The organism is Gloeothece verrucosa PCC 7822, from assembly GCF_000147335.1.
GTDB classification, from domain to species: domain Bacteria; phylum Cyanobacteriota; class Cyanobacteriia; order Cyanobacteriales; family Microcystaceae; genus Gloeothece; species Gloeothece verrucosa.
Map to the genome: position 1 here is coordinate 4,440,252 of NC_014501.1, position 24,434 is coordinate 4,464,685.

Genomic DNA, 24,434 nt, shown 5'->3' on the forward strand with positions numbered 1-24,434 from the left:
ACTCCTATTTTTGCTATGAATGAAATAATTTTATCTGCCCAAAAAATAGTCAGGTGTAGCTTAGAGTCATCATGGTTTGATTATTATTATAGCACTGGGTTAAGGGATAAGGGTTAGCGGCTAACGGTGCGACAATTTAGGGGTTTCTACCTACCCAAAAATCCCTTAATTTTTCTTCGAATTTGCTGCCACTGACTGGGAGGTTTTTTCAGTTGAGAATCTTCGGGGGGGTGTGCCTCACCTAGATAACGGTAATATTTCCAAATATCCCAATAAGGACAACCCGGTTCTATCCGGATACCGGCCCAATGTAAATATTGTAAAGGTTGGTCAGCTTTGGGATCGATTAATATATTTTCTTGTCGGATAAAATGGGGAGTTCCCGCCCAATTTCCGGGAGCTTTTTCAAATTTTCTCACCAGATTAAAACGACGCTGAATTCTTTTGAGAATCATATAATTAATAATCGGCTGGTCAGAGGTTTTTTGAGAAAAATCAAAATAATCCGGATGGGCGGCACATTCGGCAAAAGTCTCATATAAATCTTGTTCAGAAATCAAATTCTTTTTCGAGGCCCAAAATCCTCCATTAAATAAATCTAATAATTCTTGCTCGTTAAATATATTTTCTTCTCTAACTATCGGATTAAAAACATTGCTAATTCCCGCTTTATGCTGATAATCACAGCAGAGGAAATCATAATCCTTGAAATAATTAAGATTGTCAATAATTTTTTCAAAAACGACAATATCAGTATCAATATAAAGAAATTCATCAAATTCGCCAAACCAGCAGGATTGTTTCCGAAATTGATTAGGACGGGCAAAAAATTTATCGCCAAAAATTTCAAATAATTTTTGAGATAGGCGTTCGATAAATTCTAAATCTTGATAAAGATTAACGGCATACTTGTCTTTTAAAAGTTGAGCTATTTCTTGATAATTATCATCATAAGGAATCAAAGTAATAGGGGTTTCTTGATCGTATAACCGAATACTATTTAAAAGAGCGATGGCTTGGTCAATCACTCGGTCATTAGCCGTAATATATATCCCGCGACTCATGATTTATCCTTGTTGCTGCTTTAATTGATTCTCAATTTTTTTAAAATCCGTTCTCCTAAACTTAAAGGAGGAGACTGTTCATACCATTGAGGTTTAGAGGTAAACTGAGGCCGTTTTTCCGGTTCTTTCAAATAACGATAGTGTAAAAAGATATCTCGGTAAGGGAAATCTAGATTTTTTCCGTTACAGACTTGACTAAAAACCTGAGAAGACAGGCCAATATAATGAATATAAGTTAAGGGTTTTTCCTGATCATAAAGGATATGATCTTTAGCTTGGAAATGACTAGAAGTCACACAGCAACCCGTTCTCTGTTCTTTGGGTAACTCTAGAGCAAAATTATAAATAGAAGCACCTGACTTCATCATCATATAATTGACCAGGGTTTGGTCCGGTGCCATCGGATAGAGAATTTCTGCGTCTCCTGCAAGCAGTTGAGCAATTAATTTTTCTCTCTTGTCTTGGGGAAATAACCCTTTTTTAGAGGCATAGAATCCCGAACAAAAAATTTGTTTTTCAACTCGTTCCTCTTCAAAAACCTCTAATAATTTTGGTGAGGATACCTCATAAACATGGGTGGGGTCTTTGTGTTGAAAATCATAAACAACACAGTGGTAGTCATGGAGTTTTTTAAAAACAAACTCAACCGAGTTCATTAATAAAGTATCAGCATCCATGTACAAAAAGCGTTCAAAAGGCCCATCAAAAGCACAATAACGTCGATGAGTTCCGAAACGATGATAACCCGTACTGCCGGCGCGTTGCCAGCGTTCTCGGGCAGAGGGATGAGTATCCCAAACCCGACGAGCAAATTCGTCCCAACTGGCCATAGATACTTGATCATCATATAACTGTACGTTAGGACGTTGGGCAATTTCAGCCGTAATACGGTCTAAGTTATCATCATAGGGATAGACACAGACGGGGGTGTTTTCCCCTGAAATGACCTCAATACTATTGAGTAAAGCCACCAATTGGTCGTAAACTCGATCATTAGCTAAGGTACAAATTCCATCCATTAGTTATTAGAACTTAGAATTGAGTGACGTAATCAGATAGCCATGCCAGGAGATTAAGCTTATGCAGGATAATTTGTCTAGCTTCTGCAATGGCCGCTTTCGCTTCATGCCAAGCATCTAAACTAGCTGTTACTTCTCTAATATAAGCTAGTCCTTTCTCATCTAAACTAGGCAAACGCAAAAAGCTACCCGGCGGCAATAATTTATCGGCGGCACTTCCCCCATAATAAATGGGCAAACACCAAGCCAGCAAAGCATCCCACAATTTCTCACTCACATAGAGGTCATTTTCGGCATAATTTTCAATTGACAAATTGTAATAATAGGGGGCCATGCCATACCATTTATTTTGCAGTGTGCCGTATCCTCCCAAGTTGGGCGCTAAATTTCGCCCATATAAATCAAAGTCAATGTTATTGTCTCTGAGCAATTGAATAAAAGCTAGACGCTTACGATGATTTTCGGTGCGATCTATTCCGGAAGTAATCCAACAACAGGGTTTAATTTTTTCCGGCGGACTCATTTCATTTAGCTCTTGAAATGTGTTACCGACATACCAAATAGCCGGCATATAATCCGGTTTAGGGGCAAGCTCATCAGGCCCAGTTACATAACCACAATATTGACTTGCACAACTGTAGTTATATTGATTGGTTTCTAACACTTCCTCTAGGGGAGGTTCTCTTAATGAATAAATTCGGCGCTCGATCGGAACGTTTTTAAAAGATAAAGCCGCCGCTTTGGCTGATGGGGGTTTACGCCAGCTTTTCCACCAAGGGCTAGGGGGTTGAGGTTTAGGAAAATCAAACTGATACAAAAGTAAAAAATCCGGTTGCTCTGCTGTGGCGAGCATTTGAATGTTGCCCCATACTCCGAAAGGATGGGGGGTTTGTTTCCAAAGCCAATCTCTTTGATGACCCAGCCCTTGGTAGCTGCTGATTATGCCTACAATTTTTTTACTCATCTTTTGATTGGGTTGAATGATTCTTCGAAATTGAGGTAAAATGGAGAATTGTACAGTTGACTATACTAAGTTAGTATATTGTTTGGAGGAATAATTGGATTCAAGATTTATTTTAAAAGTGCTTTGGTTAGATGCTAATGTGGCGATTGCAGTCGATCACGTTGTGGGTAAAGGCACAAGTCCCTTAACCGCTTATTTTTTCTGGCCACGAAATGATGCTTGGCAGCAATTAAAAGATGAGCTTGAGGCCAAACATTGGATCTCTGAAAATGAGCGCATTGACGTTCTCAACAAAGCCACAGAAGTGATCAATTTTTGGCAAGATTTACGTAACCAAGGCAAAAGTATTCCTATGCCTGAAGCTCAATCTAAATTTCCTGAAGTCGTCTTTACCGGCAGTAATTAAATTGAGCTTTTTAAGGAAATTTGCGGGGCAGATGAGAATTCTGCCCTGAGTTTTTTTTCAGGTCTTGTTGCCTAAATTTGAACAAAGCCGCCGGCGGCTTGATAACGCGCTCTAGCTCGTTTCCAGGCTTGTTCAGCTTGAATGATCTTTTGGCGCTCCCCACTGCGAGTTGCTTCGTCTAAACGACTTTGCGCTTCACTCCATTCTTTTTGGGCTGCCTCTTTGTCAATGTTTACGCCTACATCAGCCGCATTGACGAGAATTTTTACCTCATTATTTTCGATTTCAGCGAATCCCCCCATCACGGCAATGGCTTGCCAATCTTTAGAGGGGCGGACGCGAACGACACCGGTATTTAAGGCCGTCAGCAGGGGGGCGTGTCCGGTCAGAATTCCCAATTGTCCTGTGGTGCTAGGCAGAATCACTTCTTGAGCTTCATCGTCCCAAACAATTTTGTCTGGGGTAATTATCCGCACTGATAATGTCATTGCTGTTCGTTGTGAGTGGTTAATTGTCAGCAGGAGGCAGGCCGCAGGCCACAGGAGTAAGTTAAACGATTACCGGTTTTCCTACTCTCTGTTGCCTGTTTTCTGTTGCCTGTTTCCTATGATTTAGCTTTGAGCTTTTCAGCTTTGGCGATGGCTTCGTCGATATTACCGACCATGTAGAAAGCTTGCTCGGGGAGACTGTCTAATTCACCAGCAAGAATTTTATTAAATCCTGTGATGGTGTCTTCGAGGGTGACATATTTACCAGGAGAACCGGTAAACACTTCAGCCACGAAGAAGGGTTGAGACAGGAAGCGCTCAATTTTGCGTGCCCGGTCAACGGTTAGACGGTCTTCTTCTGACAATTCATCTAGACCCAAGATAGCGATAATATCTTGAAGTTCTTTGTATCGTTGTAGAGTGGATTGAACAGCCCGGGCGGTATCATAGTGTTCTTTACCGACAATTCCTGGCTGTAGCATGGTGCTGGTAGAGTCTAAGGGATCTACTGCCGGATAAATTCCTTTAGAAGCTAAGCCCCGAGATAATACAGTTGTTCCATCTAAGTGAGCGAAGGTGGTAGCCGGTGCGGGGTCGGTTAAGTCGTCCGCAGGTACGTAAACGGCTTGAATCGAGGTAATGGAACCTTCCTTAGTGGAGGTAATCCGCTCTTGTAAGTCTCCTACGTCTGTCCCTAAAGTGGGCTGATATCCTACCGCAGAAGGCATCCGACCTAAGAGCGCGGATACTTCAGAACCCGCTTGTACGAAACGGAAGATGTTATCAATAAATAGCAATACGTCTTGCTTGTTGACATCGCGGAAATATTCAGCCATTGTCAGAGCAGACAGACCCACCCGCATTCTAGCTCCTGGGGGTTCATTCATCTGACCATAAACGAGAGCGATTTTGGATTCTTCGGGGTTGTCGGAATTAATAACCTTAGATTCGATCATTTCGTTGTAGAGGTCATTTCCTTCCCGAGTCCGTTCGCCCACACCCCCGAACACGGATACACCCCCGTGTTGAATAGCGATGTTGTTGATCAACTCCATCATAATAACGGTTTTACCCACACCTGCTCCGCCGAACAGACCAATTTTTCCGCCTTGACGGTAGGGGGTGAGAAGGTCAATCACCTTAATCCCAGTTTCAAAAACTTTGGGTTTGGTTTCTAGGTCAGTTAATTTAGGTGCTGGACGGTGAATCGGGAAAGTTTCCGTAACGTTTACTGGTCCTTTTTCATCAACGGGTTCACCTAAAACGTTAAAAATGCGGCCTAGGGTACATTTGCCCACAGGAACACTAATCGGCGCTCCTGTATCCACAATATCCATGCCTCGCGATAAGCCATCTGTGCTGCTCATGGCTACTGCACGCACTTGGTTATCACCGAGTAGCTGTTGCACTTCGCAGGTGATGTTAACTTCTGCTCCGGAGGGGTTTGTTCCTTTGACTTTCAGAGCGTTATAAATTCTGGGCAATTTGCCACTGGGGAATTCAGCGTCAACGACAGGGCCGATGACTTGAGTGATTTTACCAACTGTTTGTTCTGTTGTAGCTACCATGCTTAACTTTACTAGGAGGTTAGCTTATAATTCCGCTATAGGGGAAAAAGTGTAAGGTATTGTAAATTTTGCCACCTCTCAGCTTATCACCTCTGGGGTATGAGAGAGATAATCGTGAGATTTTTTTTGTCGGTAGGTGTCTGGGAAAATTGACTTTTGCCACTTGAGGAGAAGGGGGGCGGCATTCAATCGTAGTAGATTTCCCCTTGATCAACGCTGATTAGCTTTTTACGGCTGTCGCTTGGGGGCTTAAACAGATCAAAAGTTTCACCTGAAGCTAATTGCCAAACTTTGTAGTCTCTCAAGCTGAGGGGAATCTGGGGTTCACAAATTTCCGGTTGATGATCGCCAAGAATAAAGTAAACATTATTTTCGCCCATCACTTCGGCTAACCCATCTTTATTAATGACGACGGATGTACCTTCATCTACAGCGATCGCCCAAGCTTTCTCGGTTTCTCCATCTCTGAGTTGACGCGCGATAAAAGCTAGGCTGCGTCCCATTCTATCTCTTTGGGAAAAGTGGGTATCGACGATCGTCTGTTGTAAATTTGGCCAATGAAAGAAATCATAGGTAAATAGTAAGTCTTCATAAGGATTTTTCAGGGCATCCTTAGAAGTAACCGTATCTGAGCAAGAGTTAAATATCCATTCCCCTTGGATCATTGCTCCTGCGCTAGTCCCTCCGATAGCTCCGTTCCTATCTATGACTGACTCAATTGCCGCTTTAACCTTTGTCCCTTGAAAATTACGGGTATATTTACATTGATCTCCACCCGCTACGAAAATTACCTCGGCTTTTTTAATGGTGTCAGCGATCTTGGCTTGGTTTGCCTCCTCACGACCAGGATTAGAAAAGACGATAGTTCTTACAGAATTTACCCCTTTCATAGCCAAGATTGGTTGATTGTAACCGGCGTAGTTCTTCTCAATATTTGGCTGTTTTCCCCTGTCGTCAAAATCTTCTTGATCGCCGTCGTTAAGAAAACGAAGCACCACCACATCAACTGTTGTTGAACAGTTTTGACAACCTCTAACTTGGTTAATCATCCGTTGAATCGCTGAATCTACATCAGGGCCACCTCCTCCTAAATCATAAACTGGACCCGATAGAGAAGTCGGCGTGACATCCTTTGATGAACCACTGGCCTGTTGCCAAACTTCTGCCCTTGCAGAAGAATCAGTAAATCCCATAAACCAATACAGAACAGCCATTGAGATCATCAAAAAAATGGCTTGTGATTTCCTCAAAGAAAATTTTGAGTTCATGGTTAGACCCTCTCGGCTTAAGCCGGACTTATCAGTATTTTTAGGTTTAAAATAAGAAGCTCTTGTTATTTATTCTTCTATTCGATGAATTCTTTGCCAAATTATAAGAAGATATTGGTTGTAGCTCCGTTTAATAACTACTCACGACTAACTTCTGATTGCTTCTGGAGTTGGGAAATGGCTAACTCGAGGACTCGCTGAACTTTTTGCTCAGTTTCAACGCTTAAGGCTGATTGTAGCGGCACTATGGCTGTGGGTGAGCCAATTTTCATTAACGCTAGAGCCGCCGATGAGCGGGTTTCTCCATCGAGATGAGCTAAAGATTCTACCAAATGAGGCACGGCTGGCTCATAGGCTAGGTTACCTAAAGCGGCTGCGGCTTCAGTGCGAACTGTTTCATCGCCATCGCTCAAAGCCTTAATGAGAATGTCAAAGGCCTTTTCTTCTGGGGTTTCTTGAGCAATTTTAGCGATCGCTCCGATCACCGCCGCCCTAACCACAGGAGACTCGGAATGAATTTCTTTATACCAAATCTCTTTAGCCTGGGAGCCAATAAAAGCTAATGCCCAAGCGGCGTGGCCTTTGGTACTTTCGGGATGTTCTTCGCTTGCCAAAATTTCTAATAAAGGAGGAACGGCCTCGGCTCCGGTTCTGGCTAAAGCGGCTACTGAGGAGCTTTTTACTACTGTATCCTCATCGTGTAAAACGGCATGGATTAAGTGGGGAACTGCACTGGGGGAGGCGATCAGGGTTAAGGTTTTAGCGGCGGCTCGGCGTACTACTGCATCGGGATGATTTGCCAAGGCTTCTTCTAAAAATGGTACTGCCGGTAAACCGACTTTTCCGAGGGCTTCGGCAAACCCTAGCCGCACCATTCCTCGAGAGTCTCCTAAACTCTCTACCATTTGGGCAATCAGTTGGTGATTATGGGAGTCAAAGCTTTCAGTGACGATTTGTTCATTGACTGTCTGTAGTAGAGCGTCGGTTTCTTCCTCTGACAGCCGCTCAATATGGGTGATCATGAGATTGTTAGACCTCTTGCATAATTGTATTTTCTGCCGGTTTCCTTGTTAATGATGGCTGGCTTTTTGCTCGCGCAGGATTTGCAGTTGGTTATCGATTTGGGCTAGGAGCGGCTCAAGTTGAGCGAGAGCTTTATTTTTTGGCAATTTAGCTCGTTGGGCGGTGGTGAGGGTTTCATTGACTAAACGTTCGCGATATTGTTCGAGTTCTGCAATGACTTGGCCGAGTTCTTGGTCTGTGATTGGCTCGTGATCAGTGAGTTGTGTGTTTTCAGTCATATTGCTTATGTTTGTGTAGTTTGTTAGGGTTTTTTTTAGGGGTAATAAATTCGTTAAAAACTTTATTTCTTATTGTCTCAGATTCGGTTCCTCTGGGCCAATTTTTTTTCTTTTAATTTTTCTAAATTCGTTGATCAAATCTAGTATAAAAAGAGCCATATTTTAACCAATATTGTTTTAATTCATGATGGGGCAGATGAAGACTTGCCTTCGCTTGGTAAAGAATGACTTGCCGGTGAGCGCCCATCCAAATTTTTCCTTTTATTTCGACAGCAATTAATGTGCCGCCTAGACTTGTAATACATTTTTCAAAACGTTCAAGGGCTGAACAGTCTAACGTTTCAAAAATAAAAAAGTTACCTGAACAAATTAAATGGCGGCTGCGAATCCAAGCTTTCATTTTTTGGCAAGCCACTGGAGGTAACATAGGGTCTTCCTCCTAGAAGTACGAACTGGGAATATTTACTCTGGGATAAAGCACTGATGGTCACTGTTTTTAAACAGAGGAAGTTCATCAGCAAAACTGGTTCGTTTTTCAAACCTTAATGGTCCATGAACAGACCCCCACACTTGTTCATGGGTATTAATATCCATGCCTCTATCTAAACTTACCCATGTGTTTTCTGTCAATTCGACTTCACTCACTAAATAAGTTTGTTTTCCATTGCGTTCAATCAAACATTGATTTCCTTCTACATTGCCTCGCCATAAGTTCCCTTGCTGCCGAAATACCATAGAACAGTTATAACGACGTTCAATACAATGGGGTTTGAGGGTTGCTAAAATTTCTCGATTATGACCTGACCCTGCATAAAGGTAAGCATCTTTTAAGCCATAATTTTCAATATAAATTTGTTCTTTTTGCTCAACTAAGCGATGAATTCCTTGTCGATAAGGACTCCAGAGGTCATAATCATAAGTCTGTTCTGAATAAAAACCAATTCCTCCAAAAAAATCGAAGGGAAGAGGACGGAAAAAAATCCGAATATGAGCAAAATTTTGGGGATTTTCCCAGGCTTGTTGAGAATTGCTAAAATCTCCGGCCAGGCAACGAGCAAAAGTGAATAATAATGAATTGCTCATATTTATTCCTTGTTTAAAGAGCGAATTTCTGAAGCAAAAGAAGCGGTCACCACGCCGGTTCCGCCACTGGTTTTAATCAAAGAAACTCGAAAGCGAAGATTAGGAGAAGCAAACCATATTCTTTCTTCTGCCATTGCCCGGTCATAAGGAGTCAGTAAGATAAAAGTTCCTTCTTCATTAAAATGATAATTGCCGACAGCCGGAATGGTTTCAGCATAGCCTTGATCTCGGAGTAATTTACCTTTTGTTGGGTCGTTAGGGTCGCTAATGGGTACTAGAATAGTGCTTCCTTTGATGATTTCTCCTTCTTCCCAATCTGACTCTCCTTCCCAGGTCATTTGAAAGGGATGAATTGCCAATTTTGGTTCGATGTGATGAGACTCACATAAAGCGATTACGGCTGGATCTTCTGGAGATAAAGAGACAATATCAATGGTAGAAATTACTTGTTCAAAATGACTAAAAGCAAGATTATGGGCACTCCGTTGAGAGCGCCATTGTCCTAGAGAAAGTTCAACAAATTCTGTAATATCCATACAAAAGGCAAGGGGCAATAGGCAATAGACAAAAAGCAAGGGAAAAGAGGCAATAGGGAAATTTTGCCTGTAACTAGCTTTTAGCCATTGAGACTATTTTAACCTATGCTTCAACTGCTATAACTAAAAAATCACCAAGTTAGAAAAATGGGTGTGAGGGCTTCAGCAAGAGGCTGAAAAAATCTAAGAAAAAGTAGGAGATAAAGTTGTATTTTTTTGACGCTTCAAAGCAAGAATGGATGGGAGTCAGGAACTTGTTAGCGACTAAACCACTTCGGTGATGCTAACAATTTTGCCGCCAGCCCGATGAATATGCTGAATTTGAGGAGTCATTTTCGCTCCTGATACGAGATATTCTGTATTGCTGACGCGACGTGGGGCATCAAACTTAGCGCCTTTAACCACGATTTTAAACATTTTTTCAGTGGCATCTTGATAAGCACCCAAACGTCCACCGGAACTGGGCAACTTAATTTTATTTCCACTGTTGGTGGCGATGGCTTCGGCCAGACGAGAAGCACTAAAAGCACTGTCGACTCCGGCATAACCTTGATACAGGGACAGAGTGCGGTTATAGTTAACTTGCTTTTGTCCTAGTGTGGTTTTTGCGCCTTTGTAATAAGGAACAATGGTGTCTCCAAAGTTGTCTTGATACTCTTGGCTATCGATATAAGAGTCGATTTCCGCGTCGTATCCTTCCTCGATGGAGCGACGGATATGTTCTGATACTTCGGCTTGGGAAGAGGGGGCACGTCCTAAAAGATGTTTAAAGTTCAGTTCGACAAAGCGATAGGGAGTACAAGCTTCAAAATAGCGGCGGCGATAAAAATCGGATTTAGCCACTTGACGCACGAATTCTCTGACGGTGATATTGCCATTGGTTAATTGAGATTCGGCACTCACTAGCCGCTCACTTTCCATCACGTGAGGGTTGCCTAAAACTTGCTTGTAAACGGCACGAATGACGGTTGATAATTGCTCAGGGTCATTGGCAGTACGTAGTTCTATGGGTGCATCTAATACAATAGTCATGGTTGATATTTCCTAACTAGCTAACAAATATTGCTTGAAAATGATTTTTGAGAAAATAGGGAGCGTGTTTTCTCCCTAATTCCTAATTTTTCTTCAGATTAATTAACCGGCGTAATGCTGGCAATTACTCCGCCTTGTTGGTGAATCCGTTGATACTCTTGAGAGAGCTTGTTATAGGGAACCAAATACACTTGGTTGCTCCGTCGGTATTTAGAGATGCGGTTAACTTTTCCAGGTGAGCTATAACCGGTGACCTCGATGCGGTAGACTTTGCCATCATCTCCGGCACCTGCACCCAAACGAGTGCGAGCGGTGTCGGCGGGTTCTTGGAATGACCAACCATCGCCGGCAGAACCTCCAGAAGGGGGGATGACGGGAATGGGCAATTGTTGGATGACGTATTTATTGAGAACAGGTGCTTTACCGGCAAGACTCCCTTTGAAGTCACTCGAGGAAGCGCCGCGAGCGAGGGCAAAGAAATGAGTAAACCCGACCATATCTTGACCGGGTTGGGTTTTATAGCCTCGGTAGTAAGGAACGATATTTTCTCCGTAGGCACTTTGATATTCATCACTATCTAGGTAAGAATCTATTTCGGCCTCGAATCCTTCTGTATCTAAGATAGTGCTGTGTTTTCTCATTTCTTCTAAGTCATCGGGAGCGCGACCGAGAAGATGCTTAAAGTTCAGTTCGATAAACCGATAGCGGGGGGAAGTCTCAAAAAATCGAGAACGATACAGGTCAGATTTGGCCACGGCCCGTACAAATTCCCGGACGCTGAGTTCTCCTTGCTTGAGTTTGGATTCGGGAACAGTTGCCCGTTCGCTCTCCATCACGTAAGCATTGCCAAGAACTTGCCGATAAACGGCACGAATGACGATCTCAACTTCTTCTAGAGAACGTCCCGGAGTCAGTTCTATGGGGGGAGTGTCTTCAAATAGACTGACACCCAATTCGGATGCTGGTCCAAAAACCATTAAAAAATCTCCTAGATAAGTAGGTTTCGGATGAGATGATTGCTAAGGTTTGTTTTGAAATTCAACAAACTTTAAGAAACGAAAAAATCAATTTTCTGGTTAAAATTTCGAAAAACTTAACCCTTGTATAACGTTATACCTTACTATGTTTTGTCGCGTTTCTGAAAACTCTGTAAAGAATTGTAACATTTAGGGCTTCTAATAGTTTTGAAGCAATTCTATCTAGAAAATTTATCAATCCTTTCTCTATCTTTAGACATAGGCAAATTTTCTTAAAGACTCGATTAAATGGTCAAAATAGGGACTTAATGCTTGTTGTTCGGGAGCATTAAATTGCTGCAAGCTAGAGGTTTTCAGGCTTTCCAATCCGCTAATCATAGCTGCTAGAGGAACTTTTAATTCTTGATAAAGTAACTGCATATTTTTCAACCCTTCGGCACGAGTAAAGGGTATGGTTTGACCGGCAATGCCATAGCTAATACAGCGCAGAAAATGCCAAAAATCGCGCCAGCAAGCTTGTGCCCGTTCAGGGGGATATAAATCGCCGCCATTTTCAGTAATGCCAGGATATTGAGCTAAAACTTGTTGTCTAGCTGAGTCGACGATTTGTTGGGCTTGGTCTCGTAACAGTCGAGCAGATTCAATTAAATGACTGCTGTTAGGAGAAAGATTTTTAATTTGTTCTAACTCATCATCACTCAGATAACGCCCTTCTTCATCAGCCTGCTGAAAAATTGCTAGGGTGCTGGCATTATGAGTATTTTGCCAAGTTTCAAAACCGACAATTCTTGAGAGGGGAATTAATTGTTTAGCTCTTTCAGTTAATAGCATAGATTATTGACTATAGTGGGTTGCCCTTGAAGGGTCTTAGTTTTCATCTTCCCAAAAAGATAGCTCTCCAGTAAAGTAAGCTTAATAGTTAATTATGTACTACAACTTGCCATGCAACTAAGCCAAATAAAAGCCGAGTTAGCTAATCCTGACCCAATGGAACGACTCCAAGCCATTTTAGCCTTAAAAAATTATGAGGCAGAGATAGCCATGCCTTTACTGTTGAGTCAATTACAAGAAAAAGAGTATTTAGTGCGTTCTTTTGTGGCGATGGCATTGGGAAAGCAGAGGACAGAGCAAGCTTTTGCGGCTTTATTAGAGATGATGAAGTTTGATGTTGACCCTCATGTGCGAGCCGAAGCGGCGAATTCTCTCTCGTTGTTTGAGCAACTTTCTGTGTCTCATCTGGTGGCGACATTTTACCAAGATGATCATTGGCTAGTTCGTTGTAGTATCATTGCGGCTTTGGCAGAATTGAATTGTCCTCAAGCACTCTTAGAAGTGTGTACTTTGGGAGTCAATGAAGAAGAGTTATCTGTGCAAGAGGCTTGTGTCAATGCTTTATGTTTATTGGCCAACACCCCTAAACAGCAAGAAGCTTTAACACAAATTTTATCAAAAGTCAATGATCCGTCTTGGCGTGTGCGTGTGAAAGTGATTGACGCATTGGGTCATTTTGATCGCTCTCAAGCTCAATCTGCCTTGCATTACCTGAGTAAAGATGTGGATCATCGAGTGGCCGAAGCCGCCTTAAAAAAATTGGCAGAAATTTAAAGAAATATTACTTTGTCTCAGGAAAACGATACAGGGGTAAGTAAGTTCCGATAAGCTAAGTTTCGGCTAATGTATCTATACATCCCTTATGTATCAGCAGTTTCAGGCGTTTTTAGAACAAGAGATTTTAACTCGCTTTGAGGTAGTCGAGCGCTCCATTCCAGCCGGGTTAGACTATAAGGTCAGCGAACGAGGCAGGAACCCGGCTACGATTCAAAGTTCGTGTTATCAATGTCCCCAATATCGGAAAATCCGCTACACTTACATTGACGCGGGAGAAACTGCTCAAATTTTTAATAGTGTGATTTATCCTAGTTACAATTATGATTTACCGATTTTAGGCATTGATTTTTTAACTTTTGGTCAGGTTAAAAATTTAGTGGTACTGGATTTTCAGCCTTTATTTAAGGATGCCGATTATCAAGAAAAATATATTGAAACAATGCGCCCGTTATGGGAAAAATATCAAGATTTAGCACAAAATTTACCCATGAAATTTTATGATGCTAATCAATATTTTTCTAAATATATACTTTTTGCCAAGACCGATGCTAAAACCGTAAAAGAAAGGTTATTTCCCGCTTTTCAAGATTATATTTCCCTGTATTGGCAATTACAGGAAAAAGCCGAGCCAATTACTCAACTGAGCAAGATTCAGCGCATTATGGAAGCTCAAAAAGATTACGACCAATACAGTGCAGAACGCGATCCGGCTTCGGGTTTATTTAGTAGTTATTTTGGTCATGAATGGGCAGAGCGTTTTCTTTATGAGTTCTTATTTGAAGATGCTGTTCCTTTGGCGGTAGCGGCTAAATAAAATGTAGAAATCATTAACTTTACCCGACAGGTAAAAAAAATTCTGATCCCCCTAAATCCCCCTTATTAAGGGGGACTTTCATAAATATTACTCTAACTCGCCTAAATTCTTATGACTCTTTATCAGCCTTTTTTAGATTATGCGATCGCTTTGCTGAGTGAAAAACTCTCTTTAACACCTTATCCTATCCCTGCGGGTTTTGAGCGAAAAGAAGAACTAAGCGGCAAGGGAAAAAAACAGGAGACAGTTATTACCACTAGCTACGCTTATCAAGCTCCCAAACTGCGACAAATTCGTGCGGCTCATGTTCAAGGGGGAAATGCTTTACAAGTTCTTAATTTTGTCATTTTTCCCGATTTAAATTATGATTTACCGTTTTTTGGGGCGGATTTAGTGACCTTGCCGGGTGGACATTTGATCGCCTTGGATATGCAGCCGCTCTTTCATGATGCCGCTTACCAGCATAAATATAGCGATCCCATTTTACCCATCTTTAAGGCTTATCAAGAGCATTTACCTTGGGGGGGAGACTTCCCAGAAGACGCTAAACCGTTCTTTTCTCCGGCCTTTTTGTGGACTCGTCCCCAAGAAACTGAAATGGTAGAAACCCGGGTATTTGACGCATTTAAAGACTATCTAGGCGCTTATCTGGAATTTGTCGAACAAGCAGAAGCGGTGAATGACCCAGAGCAACTCGAGGAGATTTTAGCCGCGCAACGGCGTTATATTGGTTATCGTGCGGACAAAGATCCCGCCAGGGGGATGTTTACCCGTTTCTATGGCCCAGAATGGACAGAAGAATACATACACGGGTTTTTGTTTGATTTAGAGCGCTATCTTAAACAACCTTTGCTGACAATTTAAGACAATAAGGCTCTCTGGCGATTTCTTTCGACCATTTCTTCTAACTGAGAAGGCAAAACACAGCGCCGCTCAGAACTATAAGTCATTAAATTAACCCCATTCATTAATTTAACCGTACTGACTCGAACGCGAAAATCATCAGTGACAAACCAACAGCGCTCTTGACCTTGATTTTTTTCATATTCTGTATTAATGGTCAACACTCCATCCTCAGCAAAATGATAAATTCCCACCACCGGAATTCCTTCCACATAACCTTTATTGCGTAAAAATTTGCCATAACGGGGATTATTTGTGTCGGGAATATCTACCAGAGTAGCGGCATAATTGGGGTTAGGTTCTCCATCTTTTGTATTGCCTTGCCACATAAAAGTTGCGCCACTAGATGCTAAGGCCGGATCAACGCCTTGCTCTAAACAAACCTCAAGCACACTGGGGTCATTTTTGTCTAAAACTTTAATAATAAGATTAGATTCTCCCGATTCATCGGCGGCTGAACTAAAGTGATGAACGGCTCTTTGAGAAAACCATGTTCCCTCACTTTTACGGAAAAAATCGATCATGGTCATGGGGGCTATAACTGACATTTTTCTTGCTCCTCATCTTTATTATTTAATTTTATATTGTGTTATCCCCTCGCTTAAAAGACAGACGAGAAACTGATTTAAGCTAACTCCTTCTTGCTCTGAACCTTCTACTAACTTCCGATGAAGTGAGCGCGGCATTCTTAATAATACTCGACCACTGTATTGATCATCAATAGGAATATTATCACCATATTGGTAAGCGGTTTCAAGCCAAAGTCGCCGCGCATCTTCAATATTAGTCATTACCTCTAAAGGATGTAGCTCAGTTGTTTTGTTCTTCTTGTTCATAGTCTTCTAAACTGATTAGTATGGAGAGAAAATACACAAATGCTCGAAAATAAATCAATAGCCCAACATCATTAAAGGTAAACTCTTTAGGCACTGCCACCCACCAACGGTGCAGCTATACGAACAGAGCAATCCTACGCAAGCTAGATAATGCACATTTGTCAAAAAAAAACAATTAATTTTAACAATTCATAACACCATGACCATCACTGCCGATGAAATCACCAAAGCGCTTTCTGAGGGCAAAAACTTAGCCAAAGCGAACCTACAGGGAATAAACCTAGCTAACATGGACTTATCCAACGCCGATTTAAGCGCCGCTAACTTAATCGGAGCCAACTTAAGCCAAACCAACTTGAAAGGAGCTAACTTAAGTGGGGCAGACTTAAGAGGAGTAAACCTCAACAAAGCCAATTTAGAAGGGGCCAACCTACAAGACGCTTACTTATTCCGCGCCAATTTAGAGGGCTGCTGCTTAAAAGAGGCTCAACTCGAAGGAGCAAAAATACAACTAGCCCGCTATGATTCTCAGACAGTGTGGCCAGAAGGATACAACTACAGAAATTCGGGCGCAGTGGGGCCAAAAGCCAACCTAAACGGAGCCTTTCTCAGTACCGCTAACCTGAGAAATGCCGACCTCAGAGGAGCTAACCTGCGGGGAGCCTATTTAAGTGGGACAGACTTAACCGGAGCTAACTTAGAAGATGCGGCATTAAGCGGCGCTAATCTTCAGGGGGCATTACTCACAGGGGCTTATTTACGTAAAGCGCGTTTAATTGGGGTGGAATTGCAGGGGGCAGATTTACGAGCCGCCGACTTAACCGAGGCTAACTTAGAGCAAATTCAAAATTTAGCCGGGGCAGACTTTACCTTAGCACAGGGATTAACTCAAGAAACAAAAGCCATGTTGTGCAGTCGTCCGGCGCAAGAGTTAGGAACCTGGAACCCTTTCACTCGCTGCAATACAGCCCAAAGTCTAGGGTGTGATTTGGTGTCTTAGGTAACTTAAACTTTGTCAGAAAATTTACAAATTGTTAATTTGTTTCTCACAATTGAGACAAAGGCCACTGCGAGCCGTTATCTTCAATAGCGGTTAGTCGTAAAGACCAACCAGCCCAGAAAAAAATCATTTTAACTGATTCTAAGGAGAACTCAATGCTTGACGCATTTTCCAGAGCAGTAGTAACTGCCGATAGCAAAACTGCACCTATTGGTGGTGCTGAACTCGCCGAACTCAAAAAATTCATTGCTGAAGGCAACAAGCGCCTTGATGCAGTTAACGCCATCGCAAGCAATGCAAGCTGCGCCGTTTCTGATGCTGTTGCTGGGATGATTTGCGAAAACAGTGGTTTAATTCAAGCCGGTGGAAACTGTTACCCCAACCGTCGCATGGCGGCTTGCTTAAGAGATGGAGAAATCATCTTACGCTATGTAACCTACGCTTTATTGGCTGGTGACGCTTCCGTTCTCGATGATCGTTGTTTGAATGGTTTAAAAGAAACCTATATCGCTTTAGGTGTACCCCTCCAATCTGCCGCTCGTGCTGTTGGAATCATGAAAGCAATTGCGGTTGCTCACATCACCAATACTAACAAAATGTACGAAGGAACCAGCAAGTTCCGCAAGATGGAAACTCCCCAAGGCGACTGCTCCGCTTTAGCGGCTGAAGCGGCAAGCTACTTTGATCGCGTTATTGCTGCCCTCAGCTAATAGGTTTGCTATTTCTAAGCACTTATTACTTATTTTAGTTAGAACCATTCAGGAGATCTTCAAATGAAATCAGTTGTTACCACTGCTATTGGTGCTGCGGATGCAGCCGGACGTTTTCCTAGCTCCTCTGACCTTGAGTCCGTAAGAGGTAGTATTGATCGCGCTGCTGCTCGTTTAGAAGCGGCTGAAAAGCTTGCCGGCAACCTCGATGCAGTTGCTAAAGAAGGTTATGATGCAGCTATCAGAAAGTATCCCTACCTAAACGAAAACGGCGAAGCTAATTCTACACCTGTATTTAAAGAAAAATGTCTTCGTGACATCAAGCACTATCTGCGCTTGATCAACTACTCTTTAGTTGTTGGTGGTACTGGTCCATTAGATGAGTGGGGTATTGCAGGACAGCGTGAAGTTTACCGCGCTTTAGGTCTGCCTACCGCTCCTTATGTTGAAGCATTGAGATTCTGCCGTAACCGGGGTTGCGCTCCTCGCGATATGTCTCCTCAAGCTTTAGTAGAGTACAACTCCCTCCTCGACTACGTGATTAATTCTTTATCCTAATCCTAGTTGGGTTTATTTTATTTAATTCCTCAAAGGGCTTAAATCTTTGAGGGACGGGGATTCTTCGGTTTAGTGCTTGGCTCAATAAAAGGCTGAGTATTGATCTGAGAATCCCCATTAATAGTTAACAGTTATCAGTTAAGTAGGTGAGCATAATTAAATGTAAAATAGCAAGAGCGAAGAGGCAACAATAAAATTTAAAATGGATAAGCGTTTTTTTAAGTTATATAATCTGACCGAAGAAGAAGCAATCGCGGTTTTAGATACTCCTCAAGACAAAATAGAAGAGGATGATTCTCGCTATGTGGCGGCGGCTCATTTGGTAAATTTTAACAGCGAGAACTCGATTAAGGCTTTGATCCGAGCGATCCAAAACACAGACCCTTCACTGGATAACCGTATTGTACGCCGTAAGTCGGTGGAGACATTGGGACGTTTACAAGCTCAAGCAGCCATTCCCGTCATTCGCACTTGTTTAGCCGATGAAGATTGTTACACGGTAGAAATTGCTGTGTGGTCTATAGGTGAAATCGGCTGTCAAGACCGAGAAATCCTGGAAGAAATCGCTCAATTGCTGGATAAACCCGGACAACTCTATCGAGTCATTATTCATACTTTAGCTAAGTTAGATTATAAACCCGCCGTTGCTCGCATTAGGAATTTTATCGATGCTAAAGACGAAACCATCCAAAGTGCGGCTATTTCAGCCATCTGTCGTCTGAGTGGAGATTACAAAGAGATGGAAAAGGTAGCCGCTTTTCTAGAACACAGTAATGTTAATGCTCGGCGCGGCTGTATTCAAGATTTAATAGATGCTCGTTATTACCCTGCTATTCCTGATATTGCCAGTTGTCCTGTTTCTCTGGTGTTTCGTCTTCGGGCTATTCGTTCTCTAGCCGAAACGGGCATAAAAGAAGGAATTTTAACGTTTGAAGCCATTCAGCCGAGTTTAGAACAAGTATTGCGGGACCATCCCCATGACCTGAAATTGGTACATCAATATGATCAACCTCCTTCGATTGAGTTTGTCATACGGGAACTGTATCATACTGACTTTGGACGTTGCTATCTGGCCTGCAAAACTCTATTAGATACTTATGCTATAGAAGCCCCTGAAGCTTTACTGACCACTTATGCTCAAGAAGCGCATAATGATTATGGGGCCCATTATCATGTGATTAAACTGTTAGGTTGGCTCAAGTATGAAGCCGCTTATGATTTATTGATAGAAGCTTTGCAAAATGCGGCTCCTCAGTTTCAAAAATCTCGAGCCGCCGCCGCCCTAGCACTGGGAGAAATTGGCGATAAACGAGCGATTCTGAGGCTACAGGCCTGCCTAAACAGTCCGATTTGGGATTTGAAATATGCTAGTTTAATGGCACTCTTAAAATTAGGAGACTTTAGTAGTTATGAAATCGCTGCTATCGATCCAGATCCATTAATTAGAGCTAAAGTTGCTCAGATTTCTGAAAAAGCACTGTTCACCGTAAACCCATGACCCTAGACTCCCTGTTTCAACAACTCAAGCATCCTAACCCTAATCTACGAGAAAGGGCAATGTATGAACTAGCCGAACAACGAGAGGAACAGACGATTCCTCGTTTAATTAGTATTTTAGATTCAGAAGATGTGAGTTATCGACGTTCGGCAGTGAAAGCATTAGGTTTTATTGGTACGGACTCGGTTCCTCCTTTAGTGGAGTTATTACTCCATAGCGATAACGCTATTATTCGTTCAAGTTGTGCAAAAGCTTTGGCTCAGGTGGCTTATAATCATCCTGAAGACCCTTTTCCAGAAGCGGGAATGCTTGGGTTAAAAGCGGCTCTTAATGACCCTAATCCGGTGGTGCATATTGCTTCTGCTATGGCTTTGGGGGAAATAGGCGGACCGGCGTTAGATATTTTGATTGAGGGGTTGAAAACGACGGATAATGAAGCTTTGGCTATAGCACTGGTAAATGCTTTAGGGTCTATCCCTGATGAGCGAATTGTGGAAGTGTTAACGAGTGTCGCTAATGATGAATCTGCTGATGCTTATGTGCGTGAGTCGGCAACCAGTGCCTTATCCCGTTTAGAGATGGTGATCAAATATTCTAAATAACTTATAGGGTGGGCAAGATAGCGCAAGTATTGACAAATGAGCGGCTTAATGCTAAGCGATATGGCCCACCTTTTTTAATATTTGTCGGCAGATGAACCTCCCCTACTAATGACTAATGACTTAACGGGGATACTTTTCCATTAGTTTTCTCACTTGTTCGGCGTGGTAGGAACTGCGGGTTAAGGGAGAGGAAACCACTTGTAAAAAGCCGATGGACTCTCCATATTCTCGCCAAGCATCAAATTGTTGGGGAGTAACAAAGTCTTGAACGCCTAAATGTTTTTGAGAAGGTTGCAGATATTGCCCAATGGTCAGGATATCACAATCGACTTTTCGTAAATCTTGCATTACTTCTCGCACTTCGGCATCGGTTTCTCCGAGTCCTACCATAATCCCAGATTTGGTGTAAACTTGGGGTGCTATTTCTCGGGTACGTTGGAGGAGTTCGAGAGAGCGCTGATAGTTACCTTGGGGACGAACGCGACGGTATAATCGGGGTATGGTTTCAGTGTTGTGATTGAGAACTTCGGGTTTTGCTTGTAGAATTACAGCCAAGGCCTCCCAGTTGCCGCATAAGTCGGGGATTAATACTTCTATAGTAGTCAAAGGAGAAATGCGGCGGACTTCTTCGATACAACGGACAAATTGGTTAGCGCCGCCATCGGGTAAGTCATCTCGGTTAACTGATGTAATCACTACATGATTGAGTTTGAGGCGTTGTACGGCTTCGGCTAACCGTAGGGGTTCAGTAGCATCAAGAGGTAATGGTTTTTTCTCAAAATCGATATCACAATAGGGGCAGGCACGGGTACAAGCAGGACCCATAATTAAAAATGTAGCGGTGCCGGCGTTGAAGCATTCGCCGATGTTGGGACAGGAAGCCTCTTCACACACAGTATTTAAGGCTAAATCTCGGAGAATTTCTTTGACACTTCCGACTCGTTGCCATTGCGGCGCTTTTACCCTCAGCCATTCAGGTTTGACAGTCACACCTAGCTTACTCCTATTGTGGTCATTGTCTATATATCTTAACCTGATTGCTCCGTCATGGGTTATAGTAGTAAAAGACTATTGTTAATAACGGGATGTAGCGCAGCTTGGTAGCGCACTTCGTTCGGGACGAAGGGGCCGCAGGTTCAAATCCTGTCATCCCGATTTCTTTTTACTTTGTACATTCACAAATTAAATTAAATGTCGTTGTTCACACATTGATGTCGCTGTTTAACAAATAGTTGTCGTTGCACCATCGTTCAAACTGTTCATACATTAACTGTCGCTGAAAATTGGATCGTATTTAAGATAAATTTGGGGTAAAGTGATTAGGAAATTATATAATAAAATTGATGTATAAATAATGCTTTTTTGAGATTGAGTTTTATTAAATCATTCAAATGGAGAAACTACTATGGAAGCAATCTATCGAATAAAAGCAAGTGAATTAGATTAATATTTTTTTGAAGTTATTAAAGCAAATTATGGCGATAAAGAAATAGAAATTAGAGTTTATTCAGTTGATGAAACAGGTTATCTTTTACAATCAAATGTCAATCAAAAAAAGCTATTAAGTGCTATCGAAAATGTTAACCCGGGTCTGGAATTAGTAGAAGTTCCTTGGGAGGATTTAGAATGAAACGAAAAATAGTCTTTGAAGCGTCTGCTTTTGAGGACTTTAACGAATGGGTTTCGTTAGACAAAAAAATTTATCAAAAGATTATTAATTTAATTAAAGATATTAATCGTTCTCCTTTTTCGGGATTAGGAAAACCTGAGCCGCTTAAATATGAATTATCAGGATATTGGTCAAGACGAATTAATGACGAACATCGCTTAGTTTATTTAGTTACGGATGAGCCAATTTAAACCTCGCCCTTGAAGGGCGGGGTCTCCATTGCTTGTAAATATCATTACGAAGGATAATTTTATGGTAAAATAGGCAAGCTATTATTTAAATAGTGATGAGTAGGGAACAGTTAACAAACGACATTTGGAGAGCTTGCGATATTTTGCGCCGTGATAATAATTGCGGCGGCATCATGGAATATATTGAACATTTAGCCTGGTTATTGTTTCTTAAGTTTTTGGACGAACAAGAGGATACTTTTGCTCTAGAAGCTGAGTTGAGGAATGAGAAATATAACTATATTATTGAGGGGGAATATCGGTGGTCAAATTGGGTAACGAATGGGTTAGGTAACAAGAAAAAGAACAGCGATCAACGAGATACGCCGAAATGGGATGCAGAGACGTTAATGGGGTTTGTTAAAGAGAAATTAATTCCCTATTTAGCCTCTTTATCGGGTTCACCAGAAAGGGAAGTGATAGCGGGAATTTTTGCAGGAAGAACGGTTATTTTGTGTGATTCTGTTTATAATCTTAAGGATGTATTGGAGATTGTCGATAAGATTGATTTTTCAAATTCGGATGATATTTATACGGTTTCTCATACCTATGAACATTTATTACAACGTTTAGGAAGTGAGAATAAAATGGCAGGAGAATTTTATACGCCGCGTCCTGTTATTCGCTTTATGGTAGAGGTGATAGATCCGAAAATTGGGGAAATGGTTTATCAGCCGGCTTGTGGGACTTGCGGCTTTTTAGTGGCGGCTTATGAGTATATGAAGCAATGGGAAAAAACGCCAAAAGACCGAGAAATTTTACAGCGTTATACCTTTTTCGGACAAGAGAAAAAACGCTTCCAGCTTTATTAGGAATGATGAATATGGTATTACATGGGGTGTTAGTTCCTGATATTCGGCGTAAGAATACTTTAGAGGAAGATATTAGAAATGTTGCTAACAAGTATGACATTATCTTGACTAATCCTCCTTTTGGCGGTAAGGAAAATAAACAAATTCAAAAGAATTTTCCGGTGTCGGCAAATGCAACGGAGTTATTATTTTTAGAACATATTATTAAAAAGTTGAAAGCGGACGATAATGCTAGATGTGGGATGGTTGTACCAGAGGGAACGTTATTTAGAAGCGGCGCTTTTGGGACGGTGAAAGAGTGGTTATTAAATGATTTTAATTTGGTGATGGTGGTGAGTTTACCACCGGGAACATTTGCGGCTTATTCGGATGTGAAAGCGGCGTTGTTGTTTTTTGAAAGGGGAAAGCAAGGGGATGAGGTTTTATATCAAGAGGTTGTGTTACCGGAGGAGTTGAAAAAGTTTAGTAAAGGGAATCCTATTGATGATAGTCATTTTGGTCAAGTTCGGGAAATTTGGCAACAAATGAAAGCGTATCAACAGGGGAAGGGAAAGAAACCCGAGGTAACGGAGTTTAGTTGGTTTGAAAAGACGGAAGATTTAATTAAGCGGGGGTTTGATTTATCAGCGAAAAATCCCAATACGGCGGAACGGGAAAAGTTAGCTGAACCTTCGGTATTGTTGGATAGAATTATTAGTAATAATGAGAAGTTACAGCGAATAGTAGCAAGAATTGAATCTTTATTAGGGCAAATTAAACATAATCGTTTACTGCTTGAACAAATGCGGCAGGATACAGAACAGTTATTACCTAATTCGTTAGATGAAGTTTTTAAAAAACTAGATTCTAAACGACAAACATTGCTTAATGTTATTCAAGCTAAACCTAGAAATGGATGGTCGCCAGAATGTGATAATAATCCTGATGGTACTCCTGTGTTAAAACTTGGTGCAGTCTTACGATTTCAGTATAATCCCGATGAAATAAAACGAACCAGCTTACCCACTAATTCAAAGGCACATTATTGGTTAGAAGCAGGAGATTTTTTAATATCTAGAAGTAATACCCTTGAGTTAGTTGGTCATGCTTCGATTTATTCAGGTATTCCTTATCCTTGTATTTATCCAGATACAATGATGCGTTTTAAAGTTAATCCAATGAAAGCTGACAGCAAATTTTTACTTTATTGGTTGCAATCAAAAGAAGTTCGTAATTACATACAAAGTAAGGCTTCAGGTGCAAGTCCAACTATGAAAAAGATTAGACAAGATACTGTTTGTAATATTCCTTAAAGGAAACGGAAATCAATTATTAGGGTTCGTTATCCAAGGACTAGAAACCACAGAGATTAATTCTGTTACCTTCTATCCTCAAGCAAATGAGAGTAACCCTCCCTTCCTCCTAGTTGATACAATCTCAACTGAAAACCAAAAACTATCTATCTATATTCCTTTAGATAGAAATCAACCGAATATCGTTCAAAGTCAA

General features: G+C 41.6%; 27 protein-coding genes, 1 tRNA gene and 1 pseudogene. 12 read left to right on the forward strand and 17 right to left on the reverse strand.

Annotated features, from left to right (window positions below; genetic code table 11):
• Nucleotides 1-146 precede the first annotated feature (146 nt).
• The 3 genes from CYAN7822_RS19710 to CYAN7822_RS19720 are packed head-to-tail and all read right to left on the reverse strand — an operon-like array spanning nucleotide 147 to nucleotide 3,047.
• Nucleotides 147-1,064 carry an Npun_R2821/Npun_R2822 family protein gene (locus tag CYAN7822_RS19710; RefSeq protein WP_013324015.1) on the reverse strand — a complete coding sequence of 306 codons (918 nt, stop codon included), beginning with the start codon at nucleotides 1,062-1,064 and terminating at the stop codon, nucleotides 147-149.
• A 20-nt stretch (nucleotides 1,065-1,084) separates the two neighbouring features.
• Entirely contained in the window at nucleotides 1,085-2,083 is a 999-nt protein-coding gene (locus CYAN7822_RS19715) for an Npun_R2821/Npun_R2822 family protein (protein WP_013324016.1), read from the reverse strand.
• A 13-nt stretch (nucleotides 2,084-2,096) separates the two neighbouring features.
• A complete protein-coding gene (locus CYAN7822_RS19720; protein WP_013324017.1) occupies nucleotides 2,097-3,047 on the reverse strand; it encodes a glycosyltransferase family 10 domain-containing protein in 951 nt (316 codons plus the stop codon).
• A gap of 94 nt (nucleotides 3,048-3,141) precedes the next feature.
• Here CYAN7822_RS19720 and CYAN7822_RS19725 point away from each other — a divergent pair, with 94 nt between their 5' ends.
• Nucleotides 3,142-3,453 carry a 30S ribosomal protein PSRP-3 gene (locus CYAN7822_RS19725; RefSeq protein ID WP_013324018.1) on the forward strand — a complete coding sequence of 104 codons (312 nt, stop codon included), beginning with the start codon at nucleotides 3,142-3,144 and terminating at the stop codon, nucleotides 3,451-3,453.
• 71 nt (nucleotides 3,454-3,524) lie between these two features.
• Here the strand turns inward: CYAN7822_RS19725 and atpC are convergent, their stop codons facing one another.
• The 11 genes from atpC to CYAN7822_RS19780 form a co-directional block, all read right to left on the reverse strand.
• On the reverse strand, nucleotides 3,525-3,941 hold the full coding sequence (atpC, locus tag CYAN7822_RS19730; RefSeq protein ID WP_013324019.1) for an ATP synthase F1 subunit epsilon: 417 nt from the start codon (nucleotides 3,939-3,941) through the stop codon (nucleotides 3,525-3,527).
• Between the two features lie 116 nt (nucleotides 3,942-4,057).
• A complete protein-coding gene (gene atpD / locus CYAN7822_RS19735; protein WP_013324020.1) occupies nucleotides 4,058-5,509 on the reverse strand; it encodes a F0F1 ATP synthase subunit beta in 1,452 nt (483 codons plus the stop codon).
• Nucleotides 5,510-5,694: 185 nt separating this feature from the next.
• Nucleotides 5,695-6,777, reverse strand: coding sequence for a cyanophycinase (locus tag CYAN7822_RS19740; protein ID WP_013324021.1), 1,083 nt, complete (start codon nucleotides 6,775-6,777; stop codon nucleotides 5,695-5,697).
• A gap of 137 nt (nucleotides 6,778-6,914) precedes the next feature.
• A complete protein-coding gene (locus tag CYAN7822_RS19745; protein WP_013324022.1) occupies nucleotides 6,915-7,799 on the reverse strand; it encodes a HEAT repeat domain-containing protein in 885 nt (294 codons plus the stop codon).
• 48 nt (nucleotides 7,800-7,847) lie between these two features.
• Nucleotides 7,848-8,078, reverse strand: coding sequence for a hypothetical protein (locus CYAN7822_RS19750; RefSeq protein WP_013324023.1), 231 nt, complete (start codon nucleotides 8,076-8,078; stop codon nucleotides 7,848-7,850).
• Nucleotides 8,079-8,199: 121 nt separating this feature from the next.
• Nucleotides 8,200-8,505 carry a hypothetical protein gene (locus CYAN7822_RS19755; protein ID WP_013324024.1) on the reverse strand — a complete coding sequence of 102 codons (306 nt, stop codon included), beginning with the start codon at nucleotides 8,503-8,505 and terminating at the stop codon, nucleotides 8,200-8,202.
• A gap of 35 nt (nucleotides 8,506-8,540) precedes the next feature.
• The gene (locus CYAN7822_RS19760) at nucleotides 8,541-9,161 is read right to left on the reverse strand and encodes a chromophore lyase CpcT/CpeT (protein ID WP_013324025.1); all 621 of its coding nucleotides are present in this window, start codon (nucleotides 9,159-9,161) and stop codon (nucleotides 8,541-8,543) included.
• A 2-nt stretch (nucleotides 9,162-9,163) separates the two neighbouring features.
• Complete coding sequence (locus CYAN7822_RS19765) at nucleotides 9,164-9,697, reverse strand: phycobiliprotein lyase (protein ID WP_013324026.1); 534 nt, start codon at nucleotides 9,695-9,697, stop codon at nucleotides 9,164-9,166.
• A gap of 264 nt (nucleotides 9,698-9,961) precedes the next feature.
• The gene (locus tag CYAN7822_RS19770; protein ID WP_013324027.1) at nucleotides 9,962-10,729 is read right to left on the reverse strand and encodes a phycobilisome rod-core linker polypeptide; all 768 of its coding nucleotides are present in this window, start codon (nucleotides 10,727-10,729) and stop codon (nucleotides 9,962-9,964) included.
• Nucleotides 10,730-10,827: 98 nt separating this feature from the next.
• Nucleotides 10,828-11,706 (reverse strand): phycobilisome linker polypeptide, encoded by an 879-nt coding sequence (locus CYAN7822_RS19775; protein WP_013324028.1) that lies wholly within the window; start codon nucleotides 11,704-11,706, stop codon nucleotides 10,828-10,830.
• Nucleotides 11,707-11,958: 252 nt separating this feature from the next.
• Entirely contained in the window at nucleotides 11,959-12,537 is a 579-nt protein-coding gene (locus tag CYAN7822_RS19780; protein ID WP_013324029.1) for a globin family protein, read from the reverse strand.
• A 111-nt stretch (nucleotides 12,538-12,648) separates the two neighbouring features.
• Here CYAN7822_RS19780 and CYAN7822_RS19785 point away from each other — a divergent pair, with 111 nt between their 5' ends.
• From CYAN7822_RS19785 to CYAN7822_RS19795, 3 genes are all read left to right on the forward strand, one after another.
• Complete coding sequence (locus CYAN7822_RS19785) at nucleotides 12,649-13,311, forward strand: HEAT repeat domain-containing protein (protein ID WP_013324030.1); 663 nt, start codon at nucleotides 12,649-12,651, stop codon at nucleotides 13,309-13,311.
• 88 nt (nucleotides 13,312-13,399) lie between these two features.
• The gene (locus CYAN7822_RS19790; protein ID WP_013324031.1) at nucleotides 13,400-14,128 is read left to right on the forward strand and encodes a 15,16-dihydrobiliverdin:ferredoxin oxidoreductase; all 729 of its coding nucleotides are present in this window, start codon (nucleotides 13,400-13,402) and stop codon (nucleotides 14,126-14,128) included.
• Nucleotides 14,129-14,239: 111 nt separating this feature from the next.
• Nucleotides 14,240-14,992 (forward strand): phycoerythrobilin:ferredoxin oxidoreductase, encoded by a 753-nt coding sequence (locus CYAN7822_RS19795; RefSeq protein WP_013324032.1) that lies wholly within the window; start codon nucleotides 14,240-14,242, stop codon nucleotides 14,990-14,992.
• On the opposite strand, the gene CYAN7822_RS19800 is transcribed toward CYAN7822_RS19795, so the two are convergent.
• Nucleotides 14,989-15,579, reverse strand: coding sequence for a phycobiliprotein lyase (locus CYAN7822_RS19800; RefSeq protein ID WP_013324033.1), 591 nt, complete (start codon nucleotides 15,577-15,579; stop codon nucleotides 14,989-14,991). The genes CYAN7822_RS19795 and CYAN7822_RS19800 overlap by 4 nt on opposite strands.
• A 21-nt stretch (nucleotides 15,580-15,600) precedes the next feature.
• Nucleotides 15,601-15,867, reverse strand: a complete 267-nt coding sequence (locus CYAN7822_RS19805) for a toxin-antitoxin system HicB family antitoxin (protein WP_013324034.1) — start codon at nucleotides 15,865-15,867, stop codon at nucleotides 15,601-15,603.
• Nucleotides 15,868-16,066: 199 nt separating this feature from the next.
• Here CYAN7822_RS19805 and CYAN7822_RS19810 point away from each other — a divergent pair, with 199 nt between their 5' ends.
• The 5 genes from CYAN7822_RS19810 to CYAN7822_RS19830 all read left to right on the forward strand — a co-directional run bounded on the left by CYAN7822_RS19810 (nucleotide 16,067) and on the right by CYAN7822_RS19830 (nucleotide 20,235).
• Nucleotides 16,067-16,867: a pentapeptide repeat-containing protein gene (locus CYAN7822_RS19810; protein WP_013324035.1), complete on the forward strand. Its 801-nt coding sequence runs from the start codon at nucleotides 16,067-16,069 to the stop codon at nucleotides 16,865-16,867.
• A 155-nt stretch (nucleotides 16,868-17,022) separates the two neighbouring features.
• Complete coding sequence (locus CYAN7822_RS19815; RefSeq protein ID WP_013324036.1) at nucleotides 17,023-17,577, forward strand: phycoerythrin subunit beta; 555 nt, start codon at nucleotides 17,023-17,025, stop codon at nucleotides 17,575-17,577.
• A gap of 63 nt (nucleotides 17,578-17,640) precedes the next feature.
• Entirely contained in the window at nucleotides 17,641-18,135 is a 495-nt protein-coding gene (locus CYAN7822_RS19820) for a C-phycoerythrin subunit alpha (protein ID WP_013324037.1), read from the forward strand.
• 202 nt (nucleotides 18,136-18,337) lie between these two features.
• Nucleotides 18,338-19,633, forward strand: coding sequence for a C-phycoerythrin alpha-cysteine-82 phycoerythrobilin lyase CpeY (locus CYAN7822_RS19825; RefSeq protein WP_013324038.1), 1,296 nt, complete (start codon nucleotides 18,338-18,340; stop codon nucleotides 19,631-19,633).
• Complete coding sequence (locus CYAN7822_RS19830; protein WP_013324039.1) at nucleotides 19,630-20,235, forward strand: HEAT repeat domain-containing protein; 606 nt, start codon at nucleotides 19,630-19,632, stop codon at nucleotides 20,233-20,235. The genes CYAN7822_RS19825 and CYAN7822_RS19830 overlap by 4 nt, the downstream gene beginning before the upstream one ends.
• 120 nt (nucleotides 20,236-20,355) lie before the next feature.
• On the opposite strand, the gene lipA is transcribed toward CYAN7822_RS19830, so the two are convergent.
• Nucleotides 20,356-21,258 carry a lipoyl synthase gene (gene lipA / locus CYAN7822_RS19835; RefSeq protein WP_071881428.1) on the reverse strand — a complete coding sequence of 301 codons (903 nt, stop codon included), beginning with the start codon at nucleotides 21,256-21,258 and terminating at the stop codon, nucleotides 20,356-20,358.
• Between the two features lie 58 nt (nucleotides 21,259-21,316).
• Between lipA and CYAN7822_RS19840 the strand changes: the two genes are divergently transcribed.
• From CYAN7822_RS19840 to CYAN7822_RS35845, 3 genes and pseudogenes are all read left to right on the forward strand, one after another.
• Nucleotides 21,317-21,390, forward strand: a tRNA-Pro gene (locus tag CYAN7822_RS19840).
• A 471-nt stretch (nucleotides 21,391-21,861) separates the two neighbouring features.
• Nucleotides 21,862-22,095 (forward strand): Txe/YoeB family addiction module toxin, encoded by a 234-nt coding sequence (locus CYAN7822_RS19845; protein WP_013324041.1) that lies wholly within the window; start codon nucleotides 21,862-21,864, stop codon nucleotides 22,093-22,095.
• A 95-nt stretch (nucleotides 22,096-22,190) separates the two neighbouring features.
• Nucleotides 22,191-24,238, forward strand: a pseudogene (locus CYAN7822_RS35845) (N-6 DNA methylase).
• Nucleotides 24,239-24,434 lie beyond the last annotated feature (196 nt).